General features: G+C 72.1%; 14 protein-coding genes. 7 read left to right on the top strand and 7 right to left on the bottom strand.

All coding sequences use genetic code 11. From position 1 onward, the window contains the following. Positions 1–13 precede the first annotated feature (13 nt). On the top strand, positions 14–1,009 hold the full coding sequence (locus tag ACFC51_RS26575) for an aldo/keto reductase (protein ID WP_376369261.1): 996 nt from the start codon (positions 14–16) through the stop codon (positions 1,007–1,009). A gap of 146 nt (positions 1,010–1,155) precedes the next feature. Here ACFC51_RS26575 and thpR read toward each other — a convergent pair whose 3' ends face one another. From thpR to ACFC51_RS26560, 3 genes are all read right to left on the bottom strand, one after another. Further along, complete coding sequence (gene thpR, locus ACFC51_RS26570) at positions 1,156–1,728, bottom strand: RNA 2',3'-cyclic phosphodiesterase (RefSeq protein WP_376369262.1); 573 nt, start codon at positions 1,726–1,728, stop codon at positions 1,156–1,158. A gap of 118 nt (positions 1,729–1,846) precedes the next feature. Next, positions 1,847–3,181 (bottom strand): MFS transporter, encoded by a 1,335-nt coding sequence (locus ACFC51_RS26565; protein ID WP_376369263.1) that lies wholly within the window; start codon positions 3,179–3,181, stop codon positions 1,847–1,849. A 94-nt stretch (positions 3,182–3,275) separates the two neighbouring features. Continuing rightward, positions 3,276–3,716 (bottom strand): MarR family winged helix-turn-helix transcriptional regulator, encoded by a 441-nt coding sequence (locus tag ACFC51_RS26560; RefSeq protein WP_103516457.1) that lies wholly within the window; start codon positions 3,714–3,716, stop codon positions 3,276–3,278. 134 nt (positions 3,717–3,850) lie between these two features. Here ACFC51_RS26560 and ACFC51_RS26555 point away from each other — a divergent pair, with 134 nt between their 5' ends. Continuing rightward, on the top strand, positions 3,851–4,066 hold the full coding sequence (locus ACFC51_RS26555; protein WP_030636013.1) for a hypothetical protein: 216 nt from the start codon (positions 3,851–3,853) through the stop codon (positions 4,064–4,066). Positions 4,067–4,123: 57 nt separating this feature from the next. Here ACFC51_RS26555 and ACFC51_RS26550 read toward each other — a convergent pair whose 3' ends face one another. Further along, positions 4,124–5,575: an NCS2 family permease gene (locus ACFC51_RS26550; protein ID WP_376369264.1), complete on the bottom strand. Its 1,452-nt coding sequence runs from the start codon at positions 5,573–5,575 to the stop codon at positions 4,124–4,126. Positions 5,576–5,750: 175 nt separating this feature from the next. Here ACFC51_RS26550 and ACFC51_RS26545 point away from each other — a divergent pair, with 175 nt between their 5' ends. Both ACFC51_RS26545 and ACFC51_RS26540 read left to right on the top strand, forming a co-directional pair. Then, positions 5,751–6,041 (top strand): DUF2530 domain-containing protein, encoded by a 291-nt coding sequence (locus ACFC51_RS26545; protein WP_376369265.1) that lies wholly within the window; start codon positions 5,751–5,753, stop codon positions 6,039–6,041. 188 nt (positions 6,042–6,229) lie between these two features. After that, positions 6,230–8,638, top strand: a complete 2,409-nt coding sequence (locus ACFC51_RS26540; RefSeq protein WP_376531165.1) for an HAD-IC family P-type ATPase — start codon at positions 6,230–6,232, stop codon at positions 8,636–8,638. Positions 8,639–8,662: 24 nt separating this feature from the next. Here ACFC51_RS26540 and ACFC51_RS26535 read toward each other — a convergent pair whose 3' ends face one another. Continuing rightward, positions 8,663–9,526 (bottom strand): calcium-binding protein, encoded by an 864-nt coding sequence (locus ACFC51_RS26535; RefSeq protein WP_376531163.1) that lies wholly within the window; start codon positions 9,524–9,526, stop codon positions 8,663–8,665. A 280-nt stretch (positions 9,527–9,806) separates the two neighbouring features. Here ACFC51_RS26535 and ACFC51_RS26530 point away from each other — a divergent pair, with 280 nt between their 5' ends. Beyond that, entirely contained in the window at positions 9,807–10,070 is a 264-nt protein-coding gene (locus ACFC51_RS26530; RefSeq protein WP_376369268.1) for a hypothetical protein, read from the top strand. Between the two features lie 18 nt (positions 10,071–10,088). Here the strand turns inward: ACFC51_RS26530 and ACFC51_RS26525 are convergent, their stop codons facing one another. Beyond that, the gene (locus tag ACFC51_RS26525) at positions 10,089–13,262 is read right to left on the bottom strand and encodes a sacsin N-terminal ATP-binding-like domain-containing protein (protein ID WP_376369269.1); all 3,174 of its coding nucleotides are present in this window, start codon (positions 13,260–13,262) and stop codon (positions 10,089–10,091) included. A 236-nt stretch (positions 13,263–13,498) separates the two neighbouring features. Further along, the gene (locus tag ACFC51_RS26520; protein ID WP_376369270.1) at positions 13,499–14,431 is read right to left on the bottom strand and encodes a DUF3027 domain-containing protein; all 933 of its coding nucleotides are present in this window, start codon (positions 14,429–14,431) and stop codon (positions 13,499–13,501) included. A gap of 453 nt (positions 14,432–14,884) precedes the next feature. Here ACFC51_RS26520 and ACFC51_RS26515 point away from each other — a divergent pair, with 453 nt between their 5' ends. Beyond that, entirely contained in the window at positions 14,885–16,315 is a 1,431-nt protein-coding gene (locus ACFC51_RS26515) for an MFS transporter (RefSeq protein ID WP_376369271.1), read from the top strand. A 27-nt stretch (positions 16,316–16,342) separates the two neighbouring features. Beyond that, the gene (locus ACFC51_RS26510; protein WP_376531161.1) at positions 16,343–16,825 is read left to right on the top strand and encodes a DUF2771 domain-containing protein; all 483 of its coding nucleotides are present in this window, start codon (positions 16,343–16,345) and stop codon (positions 16,823–16,825) included. Positions 16,826–16,838: the final 13 nt, after the last annotated feature.

Here is a 16,838-nt window from a genome sequence, read left to right as displayed (position 1 = left end):
TGGCTTGGGGCCCATGAAGTACACGCAGCTCGGACGCACCGGACTCAAGGTCAGCCGCCTCGTCCTGGGGACGATGAACTTCGGCCCCCAGACCAACGAGAGCGAAAGCCACGCGCTCATGGACGCCGCCCTGGAGGCGGGCGTCAACTTCTTCGACACGGCGAACGTCTACGGCTGGGGCGAGAACAAGGGCCGCACCGAGGAGATCCTCGGCACCTGGTTCGCCCAGGGCGGCGAACGCCGCGACAAGGTCGTGCTCGCCACCAAGGTCTACGGGAACATGGGCGCGGACGGCGAGGCGTGGCCCAACCACGACAAGCTGTCCGCCCTCAACATCCGCCGCGCCGTCGACGCCAGCCTCAAGCGGCTCCAGACGGACCACATCGACCTGTACCAGTTCCACCACGTCGACCGGGACACCCCGATCGACGAGATCTGGCAGGCCATCGACGTACTGATCCAGCAGGGCAAGATCCTGTACGCGGGATCGTCCAACTTCTCCGGTTACAAGATCGCCCAGGCCAACGAGCGGGCCCGGCAGCGGGGCAGCTACGGCCTGGTCAGCGAGCAGTGCATCTACAACCTGATGGAGCGCGGGGCCGAGATGGAGGTCATCCCGGCCGCCCAGGAGTACGGCCTCGGCGTCATCCCGTGGTCGCCGCTGCACGGCGGACTGCTCGGCGGGGCGATCCGCAAGGAGCGCGACGGCAGCGGCGCCCGGTCCACCTCCGGCCGGTCCGGCGACGCGCTGGCCGACCCGAAGGTCCGGGCGCAGATCCAGGCGTACGAGGACCTGCTGGAGAAGCACGGCCTGGAGCCCGGCGAGGCCGGTCTGGCCTGGCTGCTGACCCGGCCGGGGGTCACGGGCCCGATCTCGGGCCCGCGTACCCGGGAGCAGCTCGACTCGGCGCTGCGCGCGGTGGAGCTGGAGCTGTCGGACGAGGTGCTGTCGGCCCTGGACGAGATCTTCCCGGGCCCGGGCCCGTCGCCGGAGAACTTCGCCTGGTAGGTACGCGGCGCGTGTGCGGCCTTCGCCCCCGGAGTCAGCCCCCGAGGGCGGAGGCCGCCGCCACGACGACGAACATCAGCACGAGCACGGCCGCCATGATGCGGTTTCTGGTCTTGGGATCCACCCGACGAGCGTAACCGCCCGGCTCACCGGCCCAGCGGCCAGGCCCGCACCACCTCGTACCGCGGCTGCTCCCCCGGCACCCCGTCCACCGGAAGCCTGCTGCGTACGAGACTGAGCTCGCCCGCCTCCCAACCTGCTCCCTCGAAGCCCTCCAGGACCGCCGTGTACGGGCTGAGGTCCGCCGGGACCCGGCTCCGGGCGAGGGTGAGGTGCGGGGTGTAGCGGCGGTGCTCCTCCATCGCGACCCCGGCCCTGCGCGCGGCGGCGTGGGCGCGCTCCGCGAGCAGCCTCAGCGTGTCGAGGTCCCCCGCCGCCCCCGCCCACAGCGCCCGCCCGTCGAACCGCCCGCCGCCGTGGATCCGCAGCGGGAGGCGCCGCGTCCGGTGCGCGGCCCGCTCCAGCCTGGTGTACAGCTCCGGCAGCAGGTCCTCCTCGACGTCGCCGAGGAAGGCCAGCGTGTAGTGCCACCCCGCCCGCGCGGTCCAGCGGAGGTCCACCGCCCCGGGCAGACCGTGCAGGGGTGCGACGGCCACGGCCAGCTCGTCCGCGGCTGCGGCGGGAGGCAGGACGGCGGTGAAGAGTCTCTGGCTGCTCATGCGGAGAGTGTCCCAGCGTGTCCGGGGCCGGGCCCCCAGGCCCCGGCCCCGGCCCCCGGCCCCCGGAACGACGATGCCGCCCTCCCCCGAGGGGGCAGGGCGGCATGCGCGGGACGGCTCAGGCCGCCGCGGCCAGCTGTTCGCGCGGGACGAACCGCACGTGCGGGCGGCCCGGGCGCAGGTCGACCTTGAGGCGCAGGCCGCCCACACGGGTCAGCATGAAGCCGACGCCGAGTGCGGCCGCCATCGAGATCGCCCCGCCGGCCGCCATGCCGGTCCGGGCGCCGTAGACGTCGCTGATCCAGCCCACGATCGGGGCTCCCACGGGCGTGCCCCCGGCGAAGACCATCATGTAGAGGCTCATCACCCGGCCCCGCATCTCGGGGTCCGCGGCCATCTGGACGCTGGTGTTGGCGCTGATGTTCGTCGTCAGGCCGATCATGCCGATCGGGACCAGCAGCAGCGAGAAGAACCAGACGGACGGCGACAGCGACGCAGCGATCTCCAGGGCGCCGAACAGGGTGCCCGCGGCCACCAGCATCCGCAGCCGCGAGGAGCGGCGGCGGGCGGCGAGCAGCGCTCCGGCCAGGGAGCCGGCCGCCATGAGGATGTTGAAGAACGAGTACATCCCGGCGCCGCCGTGGAAGATCTCGTCCGCGAAGGCGGTCAGCCAGATCGGGAAGTTGAACCCGAAGGTGCCGACGAAGCCGACCAGGACGATCGGCCAGATCAGGTCGGGTCTGCCCGAGACGTAGCGCAGCCCTTCACGCAGCTGGCCCTTGGCACGCTTCACGGTCACGGACGCGTGCAGCTCGCTCGTACGCATCATGAGCAGCCCGACGAGCGGGGCGATGAACGACAGCCCGTTGAGCAGGAAGGCCCAGCCGCTGCCGACCGTCGTGATCAGGACGCCCGCGACCGCGGGGCCGATGAGCCGGGCGGACTGGAAGTTCGCCGAGTTCAGGCTGACCGCGTTGCGCAGCTGCGCCGGGCCGACCATCTCGGAGACGAACGACTGCCTGGCCGGGTTGTCGACGACGGTCACCAGGCCGAGCAGGAAGGCGATCAGGTAGACGTGCCAGACCTCGACGACGCCGGAGAGGGTCAGGGCGGCGAGTGCGATGCCGCACAGACCGAGCGCTGCCTGGCTGATGAGCAGCAGACGCCGCTTCGGGAGCCGGTCGGCGATGACGCCGCCGTAGAGCCCGAAGAGCAGCATCGGGAGGAACTGGAGGGCCGTGGTGATGCCGACGGCGGCGGCGGACCCGGTGAGGCTCAGGACGAGCCAGTCCTGCGTGATGCGGGACATCCAGGTACCGGTGTTGGAGATCACGGCGCCCGTGGCGAACAGGCGGTAGTTGCGGATCTTCAGCGACGAGAAGGTCCCGCCGGTCTTGCTCTCGTGGGTGGAAGTCGGTGCGGGGGCGGAGTCTGCTCCGGATCCCGTACTCAAAAGGGTTCGCCTCCTCGGGCGTATACGGCGTACGGACTGACGGGGACGTGACTGCGGGCGCCGACAGGGCCGAGGCCCTGCGCGCCCGCCGGGATCACAGGTGGGCGAGCTTCTCCAGCACGGGCGCGGCGGCCCGCAGCTTCTCCCACTCGTCCTCGTCCAGGCCCTCGGCGAGGCCGGCCAGCCAGGCGTTCCGCTTGGAGCGGGACTCGGCGAGCATGGCTTCCGCCTGCTCGGTCCGGCTGACCATCTTCTGCCGACGGTCATCGGGGTGCGGTTCCAGTCTGACCAGGCCCTTGGCTTCCAGCAGCGCGACGATGCGGGTCATCGACGGCGGCTGCACGTGCTCCTTGCGGGCCAGCTCACCGGGAGTGGCGGAACCGCAACGGGCGAGTGTGCCGAGCACCGACATCTCGGTGGGGCTCAGCGACTCGTCGACGCGCTGGTGCTTCAGGCGCCGGCCCAGCAGCATCACGGCCGAGCGAAGGGAGCTCACGGCGGCGGCACTCTCGCCGTCGTGGATCAGGTCAGGCATGTTCCTTAGCGTAACTCATTAGCTATGCTAAATACCAGCTGGTGGTACACGCGCGAGAAACTGATCACCCGAACGAGTGAGTAAGAGGCGGAAAGCGACGCGAAACAGCCATGTGTGCCGCGACCCTGCTTGGCATGGGATCGACAGTGCTCAGCCTGCGCATAGACGGTGAGCTGCTCGAGCGGCTCCGCCGGCACGCCGCCAGACGCGGCATGACCGTCCAGGACTACGTGGTCCGGACGCTCGTCCGTGACGATTTCGACGAGCGCTTCCACGCGGCCGTCGACGAGACGGAGAAGTTCTACGGGGCGGAGCCCCGTCACGCGGACCCGGCCGACCGGGTCACATGACGGGGCTCCGCCCCGCAGGGGTGGAACGGCGTCCTGGCCGGACGCCTCCGTACGCGCTTACGTGAGGCCGAGCGCCGGCATCGCGTAGTAGAAGACGAAGACCGCGGACACCACGTACATGGCCACCGGGACCTCACGGCCGCGGCCGGCCGCCAGACGCATCGCGCTGAAGGCGATGCAGCCGATGCCGATGCCGTTGGTGATCGAGTACGTGAGCGGCATCATCAGCATGGCCATGAAGGCCGGGATGGCGAGCGTGTAGTCGCTCCAGTCCACGTCCCGCACGTTGCCCGCGAGGATCAGGAACCCGACGGCGATCAGCGCCGGGGTCGCCGCCTGCGAGGGGACCATCGTCGCCAGCGGCGTCAGGAACAGTGCCACCGTGAAGAGCAGCCCGCTCACCACGCTCGCCAGCCCGGTACGGGCGCCCTCGCCGACTCCCGCCGTGGACTCCACGAAGCAGGTCGACGCCGAGGAGGAGCTGATGCCGCCCGCGGCGACGGCGACACCGTCGACGAGGAGGACCTTGTTGATGCCCGGGAAGTTGCCGTCCTTGTCCATCAGCTTGGCCTCGTCGCCGACACCGAGGATGGTGCCCATCGCGTCGAAGAAGCAGGACAGCAGCACGGTGAAGACGAAGAGGATGCCGGTCAGGAGACCGACCTTCCCGAAGCCTCCGAACAGGCTGACCTGGCCGATCAGCCCGAAGTCCGGGGACGCCACCGGGTTGCCGGGCCACTCCGGGACGGTCAGCCCCCAGGCACCGGCCGGCAGGTCGGCGATGGCGTCGATGCCCAGCGCGACGAGCGTCATGACGACGATGGAGAGCAGGATCGCGCCCGGCACCTTGCGGACGATCAGCGCGAGGGTCAGCAGCGTGCCGAGGATGAAGACGAGGACCGGCCAGCCGTTGAGGTGGCCGTCGTTGCCGAGCTGCAGCGGGACCGTGGTGTGCGCGGCGTCCGGGATGCGCGACACGAAGCCGGAGTCGACCAGGCCGACCAGGAGCACGAAGAGGCCGATGCCCATCGCGATGCCCTTGCGGAGCGAGCGCGGCACCGCGTGCATCACGCGCTCGCGCAGCCCGGTCGCCACCAGGAGCATCACGACGATGCCCGCGAGGACGACCATGCCCATCGCGTCGGGCCAGCTCATCCGGGGGGCGAGCTGGAGGGCGACGACGGTGTTGACGCCCAGACCGGCGGCGAGCGCGATCGGCACGTTGCCGATGACGCCCATCAGGAGCGTGGAGAACGCGGCCGTCAGCACCGTGGCGGTGACGAGCTGGCCACCGTCGAGCTGGTGCCCGTACATGTCCTTCGCGCTGCCGAGGATGATCGGGTTGAGCACGATGATGTAGGCCATGGCGAAGAACGTGGCGAAACCGCCACGGACCTCGCGTGCGACCGTCGACCCCCGCTGGGAGATCTTGAAGTAGCGGTCGAGGACACCGTGCGGCGGCTGCGGCATCGGAGGCTGATCGACCGGAGCGGTGGCCGAGGAGGACATGTATGACCTTCAGTCGTGCATCGAGGGGATGAAACCAGTCAGATTTGGATGTTCACACGAATGAATCGAGTCATCCATAAGCAGATTCAGTATGAATACATAAGGGGAAGATCGCTATCTCCGCGCGTAGATCCTTGGGCCGACTGGCCCGAAGGGCCCCGGCTAGACTGATGACATGCAGAAGTGGACACCGAAACACGAGGCACCCGAGCCCCTGGAGGGTCCCGTCGTCGCCACCATCACCGGCGGCACGATCCTCTGGTTCGTCCTCTTCCTCGTACAGGTCCCCTTCTACGGCTGGTTCGACGACCGCGGCCACGCCTGGTGGATCTGGGTCTGCCTGGCCGGGGCCGGGCTGGGCCTGATCGGCATCTGGTACGTCCGGGGCCGGGACGCCGCGCTCAAGCGCGCCGCGGCGGCGCGGGCCGACGCCGAGGAGCCGGCGTCCGGCGGCGCTCACTCCTGAGGTCCGGCGTACACCCCCGGGGAGGCCGGGCTTACACCCCCCGGAGACCGGGCGTACACCCCCCGGAGGCCGGGTGCTCCGCCACCTGCGCCCCGGCGTACGACCTCGGGACCATTCCGGTCCTCCCCGGGTCCGACCTTCCGCCGTCCGGCGGGTGAATCGCTTCGTCCGCCCGTACGGTCGCAATCATGACGCAGCGGGCACTCGACTCCTCCGGTGAGCAGCCGGACCCCGTACGGACCTCTCCCCCACCCGCGCCACCGGGCGGCCTGACCACCGCCGAGGTCGCCGAGCGGGTCGCCCGGGGCGAGGTCAACGACGTACCGGTCCGCTCGTCCCGGTCGGTCACCGAGATCGTCCGCGCGAACGTCCTCACCCGGTTCAACCTGATCATCGGCGTGCTCTGGGTGATCATGCTGTTCGTCGCGCCGATCCAGGACAGCCTCTTCGGCTTCGTGATCATCGCCAACACGGGCATCGGCATCGTCCAGGAGTGGCGCGCCAAGAAGACCCTGGACAGCCTCGCGGTGATCGGCGAGGCGAAACCCACCGTGCGGCGCGACGGGGCCCCCACCGAGGTCTCCGTCTCCGAGATCGTCCTCGGCGACCTCGTCGAGCTGGGCCCCGGGGACAAGGCCGTCGTCGACGGCACGGTCGTCGAGGCCGACGGCCTGGAGATCGACGAGTCCCTCCTGACGGGCGAGGCCGACCCCGTCGTCAAGCGGTCCGGCGACCCGGTGATGTCGGGCAGCTTCGTCGTCGCGGGCGGCGGCGCCTTCACCGCCACCAGGGTCGGCCGGGAGGCCTACGCCGCGCAGCTCGCCGAGGAGGCGTCCCGCTTCACCCTCGTCCGGTCGGAGCTGCGCAGCGGCATCAGCACGATCCTCAAGTACGTGACGTGGATGATGGTGCCGACCGCGATCGGGCTCGTCATCAGCCAGTTGGTCGTCAAGGACAACAACTTCAAGGACTCGGTCGCCCGCACGGTCGGCGGCATCGTCCCGATGATCCCTGAGGGCCTGGTCCTGCTCACCTCGGTCGCCTTCGCGATCGGCGTCATTCGGCTCGGCCGCAAGCAGTGCCTCGTGCAGGAACTGCCCGCCATCGAGGGCCTGGCCCGGGTCGACGTCGTCTGCCTGGACAAGACGGGCACCCTCACCGAGGGCGGCATGGACGTCACCGAGGTCCGCCCGCTGAACGGCTCCGACGAGGAGTACGTCCGACGTGTGCTGGGCGCCCTCGGCTCCTCCGACCCGAGGCCGAACGCCAGCCTCCAGGCCATCATCGACGCCTACCCGGACGGTGAGGGCTGGGGCGTCACACAGACCCTGCCGTTCTCCTCGGCCCGCAAGTACAGCGGTGCCGCCTTCTCCGAGGACGACGGCGTCACCTCCGCCTGGCTGCTGGGCGCCCCCGACGTCCTGCTGTCCTCCGGCGACCCCGCCCTCGCCGAGACCGGCCACCTCAACGAACAGGGCCTGCGGGTCCTGCTCCTGGCCCGCGCGAGGGGCGCGCTGGACGCCCCCGACGCGGCCTCCGGGGCCGAACCCGCCGCGCTCGTCGTCCTGGAGCAGCGCCTGCGGCCCGACGCCGGGGAGACCCTGGCCTACTTCGACGACCAGAAGGTCGCCGCGAAGGTCATCTCGGGCGACAACGCCGTCTCGGTGGGCGCGGTGGCCCAGAAGCTGGGGATGCCGGGTGCCGAGCACGCCCTGGACGCCCGCCGGCTGCCCGGTGACCGGGACGACATGGCGACGGAGATCGAGCGGAACGCGGTCTTCGGAAGGGTCACGCCGCAGCAGAAGCGGGACATGGTCGCAGCGCTCCAGTCACGCGGTCACACCGTCGCGATGACCGGCGACGGCGTCAACGACGTGCTCGCGCTGAAGGACGCCGACATCGGCGTCTCGATGGGCTCGGGCTCCGAGGCGACCCGCGCGGTGGCCCAGATCGTGCTGATGGACAACAGCTTCGCGACGCTGCCGTCGGTCGTGGCCGAGGGGCGCCGGGTCATCGGCAACATCACCCGGGTCGCCACCCTCTTCCTGACGAAGACGGTCTACTCGGTGCTGCTGGCGGTCCTGGTGGTCTGCTTCCAGGTGGAGTACCCGTTCCTGCCGCGCCACCTGACGCTGCTCTCCACGCTGACGATCGGCGTACCGGCGTTCTTCCTGGCGCTCGCCCCCAACAAGGAACGGGCCCAGCCGCACTTCGTGCGCCGGGTCATGCGGTACGCGATCCCGTCCGGGACCATCGCGGCGGCGGCCACCTTCACCACGTATCTGCTGGCCCGGCACCACTACGCCGGTACGGGCGCGCTGGACGCGGAGACGAGCGCCGCGACGCTCACCCTGTTCCTGGTCTCGATGTGGGTCCTGGCGATCATCGCCCGGCCCTACACCTGGTGGCGGATCTCCCTGGTGGCCGCGATGGGCCTGTGCTTCCTCGTCGTGCTCGCCGTGCCGTGGCTCCAGGACTTCTTCGCGCTGAAGCTGGTGGGGACGACGATGCCGTGGGCGGCGGTGGGGATCGCGGTGGTCGCGGCGGCCGTCCTGGAGATGGCCTGGAGGCTGGTCGGCCGCCGCTTCCGTTCGTGACTACGTCACCGACTGCTCGGACGCCTACTTCACGTCGACGAAGTCACCCGCGGTGGTGACGGTCGGGGTGGTCGAGGTGCCGACGAAGCTGTAGCGCCAGTAGCCGTCCTCCACGGCCTTGACCGTGGTCTTCAGCGAGCCGGTGCTGTTCGTGTTGATGGTCTTGACGGTGGTGTAGGTGCTGCTGGCCTTCTTGCGGAACTGAAGCTTCACGGGCTGCGAGGTGTAGCCCATGTAGGTGCCGTTCTCCCAGTTGGCACGCGAGAGCTTGCCCGTGGCCGTGATGGTCGCGCCCTTCTTGACGGGCTCCGGGGCGGCGTTGACGGTCAGCTTGGAGAGGCGCTGGACACGGGCCGTGGCCTGGTAGTCGTTCCACGCGACCGTCTGGTCGCCCGCGAGCGCGCCCGCGGTCACCTTCCAGGTACCGGCCAGCAGGTTCTTGTACAGGTCGTAGCCGGGGTAGGCCGTGATCGTCATCGAGCAGGTGGCGGTGGTGGCGCTGGAGTTCTTGCAGGACGCCGCCTCCTCGTTCGGGAGCAGCACCCCGTCGAGGCCCTCGTCGATGTCCGTCCCGTGCCACAGGTCGATGTAGCCGTCGACGATGCCGGTCGGGTGCGAGGCGGTGACGGAGACGGTGAACGTCTTCGCGGCCGTGGTGCCGACGACGACGTCCTTGCCGCCGTTGACGACGACCTTGGAGATGACGGGGTTCGTCACGGCGGCCCGCGCCGCGGCGCGGGGAGCCTTCGTCCCGGTGCCGAACACATCGGCGGCGGAGGGCTTGTCCAGGCTCGGAACAGCCTGGTCGCCCGCCTGCGCCGCCGGAACGGCGAGAGCGGACAGGGCCAGGGCGCCGGAAAGAGCGGCGACAGTGGCACGAATACGCATGTGTTCCCCAAGTGGAGAAGGGGGCCCGTGGCAAGTCCCTCGTCCGACGGACCCCGATGTGGTCGATGAGTCTGCTGACTCCACCGATCCAGACCGTTCATATGAATGAATGGTTGTGCGAATAAAGAAACTTTTCTGTGAAGATCGGATCAGCTGTGCGACTCCTCGGCTGTGCTGACCTGGCACACCGCCCAGCGCCGTACCGGCACGTCCTTCACATGCCACACCGTTCGTGCGGCAGCCTCCGTGACGGGGCGCGCCCCTCGCAGAGGAGACACCGATGATCGACCCGCTCACGGGAGCCGTCGCTGCCGGAATCGTCGGCGCGGTGTCGGCCTTCGCCGGTGACCGCGCCCTCCGCAAGCGGAAGCGCGCGTTCCAGGACCGCTACGGAACCTACGAGGGATTCCGGGGCCAGGTCGACGAGGACGAGGTCCGCACCGTACGCGACGCGCGGGGAGACGTCGCCGCGGTCAAGGCCGTCCGTGACCGCCACCCGCTGGCCTCGCTCTCCCACGCGCACCGGTACGTCAAGGAGCTGTGAGACCCGGCGCGGACACGGTCAGTCGAACCAGCGGTCCCGGGCCAGCTCCTCCGTGCGGGACGGGTCCTCCATCAGCGCGGCCACCTCGAAGCGGCGCGGCCACTGGCCGGCCGCCCAGGCCAGTCCGGCGGCCACGCCCTCGACCGTGGACGCGTGGACCACGCCGTCCGGCGTGCGGCGCCAGTCCAGCTCGACGCCTCCGGCGCGCAGCTCGCCGTGCTCGACATAGGTGTCCGGGGTCCCGGCCCCGAGCAGGATCCGTACGGATTCCGGCACCTGGTGCTCCTCGCCCTCCGTCGTCACGACGGCCTCGACGCTCTCGCCGAGCCGCCGCACCTGGAGGAGGTCGGCCAGCTCCGCCGCGCGTGCCGGGGCCACCGGCAGCAGGGCGAGCCCGGCGGTCAGCGGCAGCAGGTCCGGGGCGTCCGCGATGACGACGTCCGCCGCGTCGGCGACCCTCACCTCGTCGTCCACCACGGCCCGGAGCTCGTCGGGCAGCGTGACCTGTTCGGGGTCCAGCTCGGCGAGCGCCGTGTACAGCGAGTGCAGCTGCACGGGACCGACGGGACGCTCCTCGTCCGCGAGCCGGCCCAGCAGCTCGGCCGCGCCGCCCGGCTCGTCCAGAAGCGCGGCCACCGAGGTCCGTACGCCGAGGGCGCGCAGCACCTGCGCGTCGTCGAAGCCCGTCGCGTCGGCCGAGTCGTACAGCCCTTCCAGGCGCGGGTCGCCGCCCGCGGCGCGCAGGCCGGCCGGGCGGCGGCCGTCGAGCACGGGGTGGTCGCGCAGCCACCAGGCGGTGTACGGGCGCACGGACTGCGTCGTGCCGTCCGGGAGCAGCACCCGGACCGGCTGGGTCAGCGCGTCGCGCAGCGGCGGCCGGGCCAGCATCGCCAGGGCCTGCGGCCAGGCGTCGTCGTCGACGAGGTCCAGGTCGCGTACGGCGACGAGTTCGGTGGCGACCGGCGGGACCGGGGTGTCCGGGAGCTGGTCCAGGACGTCCTCGCACCAGACGTCGACGGCGTCGAGGAGCCCGGGGTCGTCGGCCTCGGCGAAGTCGCCGTCGCGGGGCTCCAGTTCGTCCGGGTCCAGGACGACGTCGGTGGCCCGTACGAGGGCGAAGGTGGCCAGCACCCCGCAGGCGGTCAGCGGCTGCTCGCCCCAGCGTTCGGCCAGTTCCGCGTCGCACAGGGCGAGTTCGCCCTCACGCATCACCTGGGCGAACGCACTGTCCGGCAGCACGAGTTCACCGGCGGGCGCGGGCTCGCCGTCCTCGTCGGGCAGGGCCAGCGCGCCGAGCCAGGGCTCGTCACCGGGCGCGAGGTCCGCGTCGCGCACGAGGGTGAGGACGGTGTCGGCGAGCTCCTCCGCGTCCAGGGCGTCCTCGTCCCAGATCTCGCCCGCGTCCAGCGAAGCGGCGACGGCCGCCCGGACCTGCGGGGTCGTCAGGACGGCCCGGGGGGTGGCGGGCAGGGCTCCCAGCTTCTCCAGCAGGGGGTGGGCGGCCTCCGGATGCGCCACCTTCAGACCGAGGCGTGCCAGCTTGTCCAGGACGGACGAGGTCAGCCCGTCCGGCAGCGGCAGGAGGACCTGGCGGGGACCGATGGTCGTGCGGGGCACGTCCGCGGGACCCGCGAGGGGCACGGGCAGTCCCGAGAGCCGGTCGGGATCCACGCCGGCCAGGCTGTCGTACAGCCGCCGCCACCACTCCGGGTCGCGCTCCAGACCGGCCAGCCGGTCGACGGCCTCGGTCAGTGGGACCCTGGCCACGCCGAGCGTGCGCAGCTCGGTGCGGCGCTCCAGACCGGCGGGCAGCAGGCAGGGCAGGACCTCGGCGAGGACCCGTACGGTCTCCGCGCCCACGCCCTCGACCACCTCGGCCTCGACCGGGCGCAGCGCCGTCGTGTCCCGGCGCGGGACCCCGGAACCGTCCCAGTCGTCCCACTGGCCTGCGGCCTCCGCCGGGTCCCTGGGCGCGGCCGGCTCCAGGAAGGCGACCCGGGGCAGCCGCTGGAGGATCGCGCCCCGCAGGGCGCCGTCGAGCTGCCCCTTGCCGAGCGGACCCGGCACCAGGGAGATCGTCGCGACGGACACGGGCTCCCACCCGGCGAGCAGATCCGCATAGGCATCGGCCGCGCGCTCCACCAGGAAGTCGGTCAGCGGGCCCGGCGCGGGGTGCCTGCGGGTGGTGTCCAGCGGCAGCGAGGCGATCAGCAGCGCGGGGACGCCGAGGGGCTCGTCGGTGGGGGTCGGCGCGTGCACGACGGGCGCCGTACGGGGGTGCTGGGGCGCCCCGTCCTCGTCCACCGGCACGGCCCAGGTCACGGACCAGTGCGGCCGGAGCCGTTCCTCGACGGGCCGGTCGGCCAGCAGCGCGGGCTCCAGGGGGCCGTGGCCGGCGACGGTGCGCCAGCGGTGCAGACCGCGCGCGGAGTCGTCGATGTGCGTGTACGGGCCGTCCTGCGAGCGGCGCAGCGTCCGCGTGCCGTCGGGGGTCTCGATCACGAGCTCGTCGAGGCCGGGCAGGGTGAGGAGCAGGGCGTCGTCGACGCCGTCGAGCAGGCGGCCCACCAGGTCCTCGGCGACTCCGTCGCGCAGCGGCAGGACGACGACGGTGTCGTAGCCGTCGGGCGCGGTCCCCTCGGCGGGCAGCGGAAGGCGGAGCAGCGGTACGTGTCCGTCGCGGCGCCGCAGTTCGTCGCCGAGACCGGGGCTGCCGACGGACGCCTGCCGCGCGAGGTCGCGAGCCTCCGCGAGGGACCAGCGGACACCGCCGTGGCGCCCGATCACCGCGGGCTCGTCGCTGACGGCCAGCACCGCGGCGAAGCCGACGCCGAAGCGGCCGACGGACGACTCGTGGCCCTCGCGCTTGGCGGAGGCCCGCAGGGTGCTCAGCGACTCGACGCCGGTGGCGTCCAGGGGTGCGCCGGTGTTGGCGGCGGCCAGGACGGCCGTGCCCTCCGGCCCGTCGTGCAGGGTGAGACGGAGCCGGCCGGGGACTCCGGCGCGGGCGGCGGCGTCGGCGGCGTTCTGGGCCAGCTCGACGACCAGGCGGTCACGGTAGCCGCCCAGGGCGAGGTCCTCCTCGGCGTTGGCGTCCTCCCGGAAGCGGGCGGGGCCCGCACCCCAGGCGTCGAGCACGCCGCGCCGCAGTCGCGCCGTCCCGAACGGATCGGCCCCCTCGGTCGCATTCATGCCCACGCTCGTACTCCGCTCTTCCGGTGACCCGTGACGCCCAGTGTGCGCCCGAAGGTACCGCGACCGTGAACGCCGCCGGCGCCCCGGCACCGGGGCACGGCCGCACCCCCGCCCGGGGCGTCGTCCGCGATGCACCGGAAGGGAGACGCCGGCCGGCGCGCCCGGGAGGGAAGCGGCCCGGGGACTCCGGGCCGCGGCCGGCGTGCCCGCGCACCCCGGCGGCGGCCGGAGCCTCAGGAGTGGCCCAGGTCCTCCGTCGAGCCGTCGGGCTGGGAGGGGACCGAGCCGGAGTCGTCGGAGGGGCGCAGCGCGTACTCGTCCACCCGCATCGTGTCCAGCGCATGCGGCGTGGGCTTCGGGGGCTTCGGCATGACCGCCGCCTCGGAGTGGCCTCCGCAGCCGTACGCGAGGGAGACCACGCGGCCGTCCGCCGGGGCGAACTCGTTCGCGCAGACCCCGAAGGCCTGCTTGAGGGAGCCCGCCATCGGCACGAGGAAGGCGCACGTCACGCAGGACGCGGGCGCCGCCTGCGCCATGGGGGTCTTCGCGCCGAACTCCTCGTCCCACCGGTCGGCCGCCAGCCCCAGGCCGTACCGGGACAGCACCCGGGCACGCCGTGTGCCGAGCTCCTCCGCGACCGCGGCGATCGAGCCGCGGCTCGTCGTGGGCAGCGTGGTGAGCTCCGCGTCCTCGGAGTCGGCCAGGGCGGCCAGCTCCTGCGACACCTCGGAGACGGCGGAGTTCGGCAGGGGCTCGTCCTCGCCGGTCCAGCCGGGCTCCAGGCGCGGGTCCTCCGCCTCCGTGGGCAGGAGGTCGCCGGGGCCCATGTCGCCGGGGCGCAGCCGCTCGCTCCAGGGCACCCACTCGGGGGCGAGGAGCGCGTCGGAGCCGGGCAGCAGCACCGTTTCGTCAAGGGTGACGTTCTTGGCGCGGGAGGCCCTGGCGACCGTCACCGCCCAGCGCCAGCCCCGGTAGCCGGGTTCCTTGGACTCGAAGTAGTGCGTGACGACCCGGTCCCCCTCGGAGACCAGGGCCACGTGCTCACCCACCACTCCTGGCGCGGCGGCCTCCTCCGCCGCCGCGCGTGCGAGGTCTACCGCCTCGGCGCACAGACGGTCGGGGGCGGGGGTACGGGCCGTACGGCTTCGCGTCGTCGCAGCACTCACAGGTCTCGCTTCTCTCCATACGCCGTCTCACGAGCGCGCCAGCAGCTCCATCGATGTCCGATTTCGGCCATGACAGTTGTGAGCGGAGCGGACCTGGGGGCCGCGTCGACGTCCACACCCGTTGTGCCTGCCTCGGGCGCGCCTTCTGCCCCCCATTCTGCGGGATCGCGGAGAGGCGCGCGGCCAAGAACAACCGCCGGTGGCGCGTGAGTGCACGCTACCCTCTCCGCCGCCCCGCGCCCACCTGCCCGTCCCAAACAGGCCCGGAACCCTTCCGGACGGCGTTCGGATCCGCCGCCGGACGGAGCCGGATCCGCCCGGAACACCCGGGGTTCCGGCGCTGCGTCCCCGGCCGTCCACCGGCCGGGGACGACTCACCCGACGGAGCGTCCGGCGCCACGCCCCGGCCCGTTCATCGGTTCGTGACAGCGGGGCGTGGGGCACTATGACTCCGTGACCGCCGCCAGGTCGTCCGACGGATCCGGTCCGCTCCGCAGGGCGGTCCGGGCGATGGGGCGTGCCCTGCGCGCCCCGTTCACGGGCACCGCGCGGGGGATCCGCAAGGCGACGCACGCTCACGGGGCGGGCGAGTCCGGCCTCGGCAAGCTGATCGAACTCCACGCGGTCAACGGTGCGGGCGACGTCATGATCACCGTGGCGCTCGCCTCCACGGTGTTCTTCTCCGTACCGACGGACGAGGCACGCGGACGCGTCGCCCTCTACCTCGCGGTCACGATGGCCCCCTTCACCCTGCTCGCCCCGGTGGTCGGCCCCCTCCTGGACCGGCTGCCGCACGGCCGCCGCGCCGCGATGGCCGGCGCGATGTTCGCCCGTGCGGTCCTCGCGATCACCATGTCGGGCGCGGTGGCCACGGGCGGCCTGGAGCTCTATCCGGCAGCCCTCGGCGTCCTGGTCTGCTCGAAGGCGTACGGCGTGGTGCGCAGCGCCGTCGTCCCGCGTCTCCTGCCGCCCCGCTTCTCCCTGGTGAAGGCCAATTCGCGGGTCACCCTGGCCGGTCTGCTGGCGACGGGCATCGCGGCGCCGATCGGGGCGGGGCTCCAGAGCATCGGCTCCCCCTGGCCCCTGTACGGCGCCTGCACGATCTTCCTGGGCGGGACCGTGCTCGCCTTCACGCTGCCCCACAAGGTCGACTCCGCGAAGGGCGAGCGCAGGGCCCGCCTCGTCCCCCCTCACGAGGAGGCGGCCCCGGCTCCCCTCCCCCGTACCTCCAAGGGGGGCCGGAGCGGCAGCACGAGGATCCGCCGCAGGAACGGACGGGAGAAGCCGCCGGGGCTGCGGTCCGTCGGACCGTCCGTCCTGCACGGCCTCCAGGCGAACGCCGCGCACCGCGCCCTCTCCGGGTTCCTCATCTTCTTCCTGGCGTTCCTCCTGCGCGAGCACCCCTTGGCCGGGCAGAGCGCCGCCGTCTCCCTCGGCATCGTGGGCGTCGCGGCCGGTGCGGGCAACGCCTGCGGCACGGCGGTGGGCTCCTGGCTCAGGGCCCGCGGCCCGGAGGTGATCGTCGCGACGGTGCTGGGTCTCGCCCTGGGCGTCGCCGTCCTCGCGGCGGTGTTCTTCAGCACGGTGATGGTGGCCGCCCTCGCCGCGGTCGCCGGTTTCACCCAGGCCCTGTCGAAGCTGTCTCTGGACGCGATGATCCAGCGCGACGTCCCGGAGGAGGTGCGCACCTCCGCCTTCGCCCGCTCGGAGACGCTGCTCCAGATGTCCTGGGTCGTCGGCGGGGCGATCGGCATCGCGCTCCCCCTCAACGGAGTACTCGGCATGTCCGTCGCCGCCGGGCTCCTCGCCCTCGGCGCGGCCGCCTCCGTACGGGGCCTCCTGGGGGCCGCGCGGCGCGGCTCACCGCACCCCCGCGTGGCGTGAGCGGCACCGACCGATAACCTTCGGCGCATGACCGTTGCGTTCTTCTCCGGTAAGGGCCGTCGAATCGGCGTCGCTCTTGGTGCCGTGTCCGCGGGACTCCTTGTCCTGTCCGCCTGCGACAAGCCGACGCCGCTCGCCACCGTGACGGTCGGCGACAACTCGGTGAGCACCGAGGCCGCCTGCTACAACGACGGCAACGCCCTCAAGGAGTCCGAGATCCAGGGCTGCCTCAACAAGAAGGCGGAGAAGTCCGTCGAGGTGGCGATGGACGACAAGGTCCACTTCGGGGTCGACCCCGAGGTCGCGGACCACGGCTGGACCCTCTTCATCAACGGCCAGCAGGCCGAGCAGGAGCCGTACAAGAAGACCTACCGGACGATCCCCGGCAGCGCCTTCTTCGCCAGCCAGACCGGCGAGACCACGGCCTCGAAGACGCAGGTCAGCATCGTCGAGACGAAGGGTCAGAAGCTCACGGGCGTCTGGCACTTCCAGCTCAGGAAGACCTCCTGACCCCTCCGACCGC

It is taken from the genome of Streptomyces sp. NPDC055962 (assembly GCF_042270185.1).
Lineage (GTDB): Bacteria > Actinomycetota > Actinomycetes > Streptomycetales > Streptomycetaceae > Streptomyces.
This window is presented reverse-complemented; position numbering and strand designations above follow the sequence as displayed.